This window comes from Pseudomonas sp. FSL W5-0203 (genome assembly GCF_001896155.1).
In the GTDB taxonomy this organism is placed as follows: Bacteria; Pseudomonadota; Gammaproteobacteria; order Pseudomonadales; family Pseudomonadaceae; genus Aquipseudomonas; species Aquipseudomonas paracarnis.
Genome location: NZ_MPOR01000040.1, coordinates 43,985 through 50,669 on the forward strand (window position 1 = coordinate 43,985; position 6,685 = coordinate 50,669).

Here is a 6,685-nt window from a genome sequence, read left to right on the forward strand (position 1 = left end):
ATGCACCGTTATTCATTACTAGTGGCCGCGCTGTTGTTGATGTTCAGCCAGTGGTCCTTCGCCGCCTATCGCATCGGCGTGAGCATTGCCCGGGTGGACGATAACTTCATGACCTACGTGCGCACCGGACTGGAGGCGGCAGCCAAACACCAGGACGTGCAGATCCAATTTGAAGACGCCCAGGGCGATGTGGTGCGCCAGCTCAATCAAGTCGAAGGTTTTCTCAACCAGAAGGTCGATGCGGTGATCGTGCTGCCGGTCGACACCGCCGCCACTGCCAACATCACCCGCGCCGCCGTGGCGGCGAAGACACCGCTGGTGTACGTCAACCGCCACCCGGATGAGCGTACGCTGCCTGCGGGCGTGGTCACGGTGGCCTCCAACGACATCGAAGCGGGGCAATTGCAGATGCGCTACCTCGCCCAAAAACTGGGCGGCAAGGGCAATGTGGCGATCATCATGGGCGACCTTGCACAGAACGCCACCCATGACCGTACCGAAGGCGCCAGGCAGGTGCTCAAGGACTTTCCCGGTATCAAGATCGTCGAGCAGCAAAGCGCCGAGTGGCAACGCAACAAAGGCATGGACCTCACCAGCAACTGGCTGCTGGCAGGTACACAGTTCGATGCCATTGTCGCCAACAATGATGAAATGGCAATCGGTGCGGCCATGGCGTTGCAGCAAGCCGGCAAGGCCAAGGGCGAGATTGCGATCGTCGGCATCGACGGCTTGCCCGACGGTTTGGCAGCGATCAAGCGTGGGCTGCTTGCTGCCTCAGTGTTCCAGGACCCCAAGGCCCAGGCGACCCAGGCGGTGCAAGCGGCGATCAAGATGATCAAGGGCGAGCCGATTGAAGCCCAAGTGTGGGTGCCGTTTGAACTGATCAAGCCCGAACAGGTGGCGGTATTCGAACAACGCTACAAATAAATCGAAGCGAAGGAAAACTAAATGTGGGAGGGGGCTTGCTCCCGATGAGGGTGGATCAGTTGTTACATCTGTGACTGATTCACCGCCATCGGGGGCAAGCCCCCTCCCACACTGGATCTGAATCAATCCAGGTCACTTGCATCATGCCGTTCTGGCAACTGCTCCTCACCCGACACCCGGTTCACCCGCCGCCCGCGCTGCACCGCCGGCCGGGCGTCAATTGCGTCGGCCCAGCGCAGCACGTGCTTGTATTCATGCACAGAGAGAAACTCCGCCGAGTCGCCATACAAGCGGCCTTTGACCAACCCACCGTACCAAGGCCATATCGCGATATCGGCAATGGTGTATTCATCCCCGGCGATGTATTGGCTGACCGCCAGGCGCTTATCCAGCACATCCAGTTGGCGCTTGGTCTCCATGGCGAAGCGGTTGATCGGGTATTCCATCTTGCTCGGCGCATAGGCATAGAAATGCCCGAAGCCGCCCCCCAGGTAAGGCGCGCTGCCCATCTGCCAGAACAGCCACGACAGGCATTCAGCCCGGGCCGCAGGCTCCGTGGGCAGGAACGCACCGAACTTCTCGGCCAGGTACTGCAGAATCGCGCCCGATTCGAACACGCGAATCGGCGTGGCGCCGCTGTGGTCCATCAGCGCTGGAATCTTCGAGTTCGGGTTCACCGCCACAAAGCCACTGCCGAACTGGTCGCCGTCGCCGATCTTGATCAGCCAAGCATCGTATTCGGCGCCGCTGTGCCCCAGGGCCAGCAGTTCTTCCAGCAGGATCGTGACCTTCTGCCCATTGGGCGTGGCCAGGGAGTATAACTGCAGCGGGTGCTTGCCCACCGGCAGCGGCTTTTCGTGGGTGGCGCCGGCGATGGGCCGGTTGATGCTGGCGAAGGTGCCGCCGCTTTCGGTGTCCCAGGTCCAGACTTTGGCAGGTACGTACTCGGTCATAATCAATGCTCCAGAGGCGCTTGTGATCCACTAAGCGTTCCAGACTAAACCAAAGGTTGATGACTCGTCACACCTATCAGCATGGAAGATCCGGCATGAACGAGCGACTCGACGACCTCCTCGCCGACCACTTGCACGTACTGTTCTGCGGCATCAACCCTGGCAAGGGCTCGGCAGCCCTCGGCCTGCATTTTGCCAATCGCAGCAACCGCTTCTGGCGCACCGTGCATCTGGCCGGTTTCACGCCCCATGAAATTCGCCCGCAAGACGGCGCCACCTTGCTGCACTACGGTTGCGGATTGACCACCTTGGTGGCACGGCCAACGGCCAGTGCAGGCGAGTTGGCGCGGCATGAATTCCAGGACGCGGCGGCGGCGTTCGAACACAGGATCCGCCGCCATGCCCCGCGTTTCGTGGCGTTCCTCGGCAAGCCCGGCTATAGCGCGCTGAGCGGCCAGCGCGAGGTCGCCTGGGGTTTGCAAGCGCAGCCACTGGGCGACGCCTCGGTCTGGGTACTGCCCAACCCCAGCGGGCGCAACCTGGCGTTCAGCCTCGATCAATTGGTGCAAGCGTATCGGCTGCTGCACAACGCCGTTGCGCACGCCCGGCCCGTGCCCGTAATCTCTTGAGCCCAACACCCTGTAAGCAATGGAGGCTGCATGAAACTGGTCGGAATGCTGGACTCGCCCTACGTACGCCGCGTGGCTGTTTCCCTGGAGTTATACGGGGTGGACTTTGTGCATGAACCGCTGTCAGTGTTCAGCACTTACGCTGAATTTGCCCAGATCAACCCCGTAGTCAAGGCCCCTACCCTGGTGCTGGACGATGGGACGGTGCTGATGGATTCGAGCCTGATCCTCGATTACCTGGAAACGCTGGCGCCGGCTGACAAGAAGCTGCTGCCCCAACAACCGGCGGCACGTGCCCGTGACCTGCAATTGCTTGGGCTCGCGCTGGCGGCATGCGAGAAAAGCGTGCAGATCGTCTATGAACACAACCTTCGCCCCGCTGAAAAATTGCATGCGCCGTGGCTTGAGCGCGTTACCGGGCAACTGCTGGCGGCTTATGCGCTGCTGGACAAGCAGCTGGCAGGCAATGAAGCGCTGACCCAGGCGTCGATTACCGCAGCGGTCGCCTGGTCGTTCAGCCAGTTCACCGTGCCCTCGGTGGTGAAAGCCGATGCGTTCCCCAACCTCAAGCGCCATGCTGAACGCCTGGAGCAGCACCCGGCGTTCAAGCGTTACCCCATCGAGTAAGCACCACAATTTAACTGTGGGAGCGGGCTTGCTCGCTCCCACACTCGATGTGCATCATTCTGAACATCGCGTTTTATACCCAACCGCCGTCGACGATAAAGTTCTGCGCCGAGCACATCGCCGAGGCATCCGAGGCCAAAAACAGCGCCATGTTGGCGATGTGTTCCGGCATCACGCTGCCGGGCAGGCACTGGCTGCGGGCGATAAGCTCCTTGGCGGCGTCGTCGACCCACATGGCCAGTTGTTTTTCGGTCATCACCCAACCCGGCACCAAGGTGTTGACGCGAATACGGTTGGGCCCCAGCTCACGCGCCAGGGCTCGGGTCATGCCGTGGGCGGCGGCCTTGCTGGCGGCGTATACGGGGTAGCCGGCCGAGGCCATCATCCAGCCCACCGAGCCCAGGTTGATGATCGAGCCGCTACCGGCCTCCTTCATCATGGGCACCACCGCCTTGGCGGCAAAAAAGGCGTGCTTGAGGTTGACCGCAATCAGCTGGTCGAACATGTGCGAGTCGATTTCTTCCAGGCTGTGGCGCACATCGTTCGCTGCGTTGTTGACCAGTACCGTGATCGGCCCCAGGGAATGCTCGAAGCGCCCGATCGCCGCACGGTAGCCGATCTCGTCGGTGATATCGCAGCACTCGAACTCGACACTGTGCCCTTTGGAGTTGAGCAGCGCCGCCAAGCGTTCACCCTGGCTCTGTGCACGGTCCACAAACGCCACCTTGGCACCCTGCGCGGCGAAGGCCCGCACCATGAACTCGCCAATCCCCGAAGCCCCGCCGGAAACCAGCACGGTTTTGTCCTTGAGGTCGGGATAAATCGCTTGCTGGGTAGTCATAACAATCAGTGCTCCGCTTAATTAGTCTTATTTTATTTTGCAAGAACGGCGTTAAAGGCTATAAATCTGCTGTCATATCGACAAAATATCTCAAATTAGTAGAACTATTCCAGCAAAACAACAAAAGGAAGTTCGACCATGAAGCACCCTCGATACCTGCTGTCCGGCCTCGCGCTGTCCATGCTGATCGCCAGCGGTGGCGCGCACGCCGCCGGCCTTAGCAGCGAACACAAACCCTTCGGCAAAACCAACGATGGCACCGCCGTCGAACAGTACGTGTTGCGTAACAGCCATGGCATGCAAGCCACGGTGATCACCTACGGCGGCGTGCTGCAGTCGCTAAAAGTGCCAGACAAACACGGCAAGCTCGACGACGTGGTGCTGGGCTTCGATGACGTGCAAGGCTATCAAGGCGGTACCGCGTTTTTCGGCGCGACCATTGGCCGCTTCGGCAATCGACTGGCCGGCGGCGCCTTCGAACTCGACGGCAAACGCTACCAGGTACCGCTCAACGACGGCCCTAACTCATTGCATGGCGGCGCCCAGGGCTTCGACAAGCAGGTGTGGCAAGCCAAATCGGTCAAGGACAAGGATTCGGTGGGCGTCACCCTCACCTACCTGTCCAAAGATGGGGAAATGGGCTTTCCGGGCAACTTGAAAACCGAGGTCACCTACCGCCTCAACGACCACAACGAACTGCACATCGACTACACCGCCACCACCGACAAACCGACGGTGCTCAACCTCACCAACCACAGCTACTTCAACCTGGCCGGCGCGGGCAACGGCGACATTCTCAAGCAGGTCGCCACCTTGCACGCCAGCCACTACACACCGGTGAATGCCACCTTGATTCCCACCGGCGAACTGGCGCCGGTCAAGGGCACGCCCATGGACTTCCTGAAGCCCACACCCATCGGCCAGCACATCAAGGCAGACCATCCGCAGCTCAAATTCGCCGAGCCCAAGCAAGGTGGCTTCGACTTCAACTGGGCGCTGGATACCAAAGGCGACGTCAAGCAACTGGCCGCCGAGGTGCATGATCCTGAATCAGGCCGACGTTTGCAGCTCTACACCACAGAGCCTGGCGTGCAGTTCTATACCAGCAACTTCCTGGACGGTTCGGTGAAGGGCAAAGGCGGCAAGACGTACCAGCACTGGAGTGGGTTTACCTTGGAGACCCAGCATTTTCCGGATGCGCCTAACCAGCCGAGCTTTGCCTCAACGCGTTTGAATCCAGGGCAGACTTACACCCAACACACTATTTTCAAGTTCACCGCTGATTAAATTGTGGGAGCTGGCTTGCCTGCGATGGCGGTGGCACAGGCTACTCAATTATTGCCTGAACCAACGCTATCGCAGGCAAGCCAGCTCCCACATTGGTTTTTCACAGCGCCTGGGTTCAGCGTTGTTTCATGCGGTCGATGACCACGGCCAACAGCAGGATCGAACCGCGGATCACATACTGGTAAAAGGTATCGATGTTCTTCAGGTTCATCGCATTCTCGATGATCGCCAGAATCAACACCCCGGCGATCACATGGCGGATCATGCCGATGCCGCCGCTCAGCGACACCCCACCCAGCACGCAGGCCGAGATCACCGTGAGCTCGAAACCCTGGCCGATCATCGGTTGGCCAGAGGTCATGCGCGAAGCCAGGATCACCCCGGCCAAGGCGCCGATCAGGCCATGGATGGCGAAGATCAGGATCTTGGTGCGGTCAACGTTCACGCCCGCCAGCAGCGCCGCCTCCGGGTTACCGCCGATGGCCATGGTGTTGCGCCCATAGGTGGTGTAGTTGAGCAGCCAGCCGAAGAACAGGAAGCAGACAATGGTGATCAGGATCGGCACCGGCACGCCGAACAATTGGCCGTTGCCGAACACGAAAAATTGCTCCTGGGACACGCCTACCGCCTTGCCGTCGGCAAAGATGTAAGCCAGGCCGCGCACGATCTGCATGGTCGCCAGGGTAGTGATCAAGGCGTTGACCCGCAGCTTGGCGATCACGATGCCGTTGATCAGCCCCACCATCAGGCCCATCAGCAGCGCTGCACCAATGCCCAGCATCACGCTGTCGGTATCGCGCATTACAATCGCCGCAACTACCCCGGCGCAGGCGATCACCGAGCCTACCGACAGGTCGAAGTGCCCCGAGGCCAGGCAGAACAGCATGGTGCATGCGGCAATACCGACAGTCGAAATCGCCAGGCCCAAGCCGCGCATGTTGAGCGGAGAGAGGAAGTTATCGATCAGCAGCGCGCACAGTACGAAGATGCCCACCGCCGCCAAGAGCATCGCCCAGTTATCGAGCAATGCACGCATATCGAGGGGTTTGCGTGCCGAGGGCAACGCGTTGTTTTGAATGGTCATGGTCGTCTCTCAGTTCGCCAGGCCGCGTGGCAAGGCCAGTTGCAGCAGGTTGGATTCAGTCGCGTGCTCGCGCAGTTGTTCGCCGCGCAGGGCGCCTTCGCACAGCACCAGGATGCGGTCAGAGATGCCCATCACCTCCATCAGGTCGCTGGACACCACGATCACCGCAATGCCGCTGGCCGCCAGGTTATGGATGATCTGGTAGATCTCCGACTTGGCGCCGATGTCGATACCGCGGGTGGGTTCATCCAGCAGCAGGACCTTCATCGGCATCGACAGCCAGCGGCCAAGAATGGCTTTCTGTTGGTTGCCGCCGGACAGGTACAGGATCTTCTGC

The 6,685-nt window shown here is 60.3% G+C and carries 7 protein-coding genes and 1 pseudogene; 4 read left to right on the forward strand and 4 right to left on the reverse strand.

The window, feature by feature from the left end; translation table 11 throughout:
* Window positions 1-927 (forward strand): sugar ABC transporter substrate-binding protein, encoded by a 927-nt coding sequence (locus BOP96_RS24590; protein WP_019817323.1) that lies wholly within the window; start codon window positions 1-3, stop codon window positions 925-927.
* A gap of 122 nt (window positions 928-1,049) precedes the next feature.
* Here BOP96_RS24590 and yghU read toward each other — a convergent pair whose 3' ends face one another.
* Window positions 1,050-1,880: a glutathione-dependent disulfide-bond oxidoreductase gene (gene yghU, locus BOP96_RS24595; protein WP_020303155.1), complete on the reverse strand. Its 831-nt coding sequence runs from the start codon at window positions 1,878-1,880 to the stop codon at window positions 1,050-1,052.
* Window positions 1,881-1,975: 95 nt separating this feature from the next.
* Here yghU and mug point away from each other — a divergent pair, with 95 nt between their 5' ends.
* Entirely contained in the window at window positions 1,976-2,509 is a 534-nt protein-coding gene (mug, locus tag BOP96_RS24600; RefSeq protein WP_073454268.1) for a G/U mismatch-specific DNA glycosylase, read from the forward strand.
* Window positions 2,510-2,539: 30 nt separating this feature from the next.
* Window positions 2,540-3,136 carry a glutathione S-transferase family protein gene (locus BOP96_RS24605; protein WP_038449817.1) on the forward strand — a complete coding sequence of 199 codons (597 nt, stop codon included), beginning with the start codon at window positions 2,540-2,542 and terminating at the stop codon, window positions 3,134-3,136.
* Window positions 3,137-3,209: 73 nt separating this feature from the next.
* Here the strand turns inward: BOP96_RS24605 and BOP96_RS24610 are convergent, their stop codons facing one another.
* The gene (locus tag BOP96_RS24610) at window positions 3,210-3,977 is read right to left on the reverse strand and encodes an SDR family NAD(P)-dependent oxidoreductase (protein WP_014718077.1); all 768 of its coding nucleotides are present in this window, start codon (window positions 3,975-3,977) and stop codon (window positions 3,210-3,212) included.
* A gap of 138 nt (window positions 3,978-4,115) precedes the next feature.
* Here BOP96_RS24610 and BOP96_RS24615 point away from each other — a divergent pair, with 138 nt between their 5' ends.
* Window positions 4,116-5,264: an aldose epimerase family protein gene (locus BOP96_RS24615; protein ID WP_073454270.1), complete on the forward strand. Its 1,149-nt coding sequence runs from the start codon at window positions 4,116-4,118 to the stop codon at window positions 5,262-5,264.
* 115 nt (window positions 5,265-5,379) lie between these two features.
* Here the strand turns inward: BOP96_RS24615 and araH are convergent, their stop codons facing one another.
* Complete coding sequence (gene araH, locus BOP96_RS24620) at window positions 5,380-6,348, reverse strand: L-arabinose ABC transporter permease AraH (protein ID WP_014718075.1); 969 nt, start codon at window positions 6,346-6,348, stop codon at window positions 5,380-5,382.
* 9 nt (window positions 6,349-6,357) lie between these two features.
* Window positions 6,358-6,685 (reverse strand): annotated as a pseudogene (araG, locus tag BOP96_RS24625) (L-arabinose ABC transporter ATP-binding protein AraG); the annotation flags it as partial.

Excerpts from the sequence above, each read along its gene's own strand:
- BOP96_RS24590 (WP_019817323.1), top strand. The coding sequence starts at position 1 with ATGCACCGTTATTCATTACTAGTGGCCGCGCTGTTGTTGATGTTCAGC.
- yghU (WP_020303155.1), bottom strand. The coding sequence starts at position 1,880 with ATGACCGAGTACGTACCTGCCAAAGTCTGGACCTGGGACACCGAAAGC.
- mug (WP_073454268.1), top strand. The coding sequence starts at position 1,976 with ATGAACGAGCGACTCGACGACCTCCTCGCCGACCACTTGCACGTACTG.
- BOP96_RS24605 (WP_038449817.1), top strand. The coding sequence starts at position 2,540 with ATGAAACTGGTCGGAATGCTGGACTCGCCCTACGTACGCCGCGTGGCT.
- BOP96_RS24610 (WP_014718077.1), bottom strand. The coding sequence starts at position 3,977 with ATGACTACCCAGCAAGCGATTTATCCCGACCTCAAGGACAAAACCGTG.
- BOP96_RS24615 (WP_073454270.1), top strand. The coding sequence starts at position 4,116 with ATGAAGCACCCTCGATACCTGCTGTCCGGCCTCGCGCTGTCCATGCTG.
- araH (WP_014718075.1), bottom strand. The coding sequence starts at position 6,348 with ATGACCATTCAAAACAACGCGTTGCCCTCGGCACGCAAACCCCTCGAT.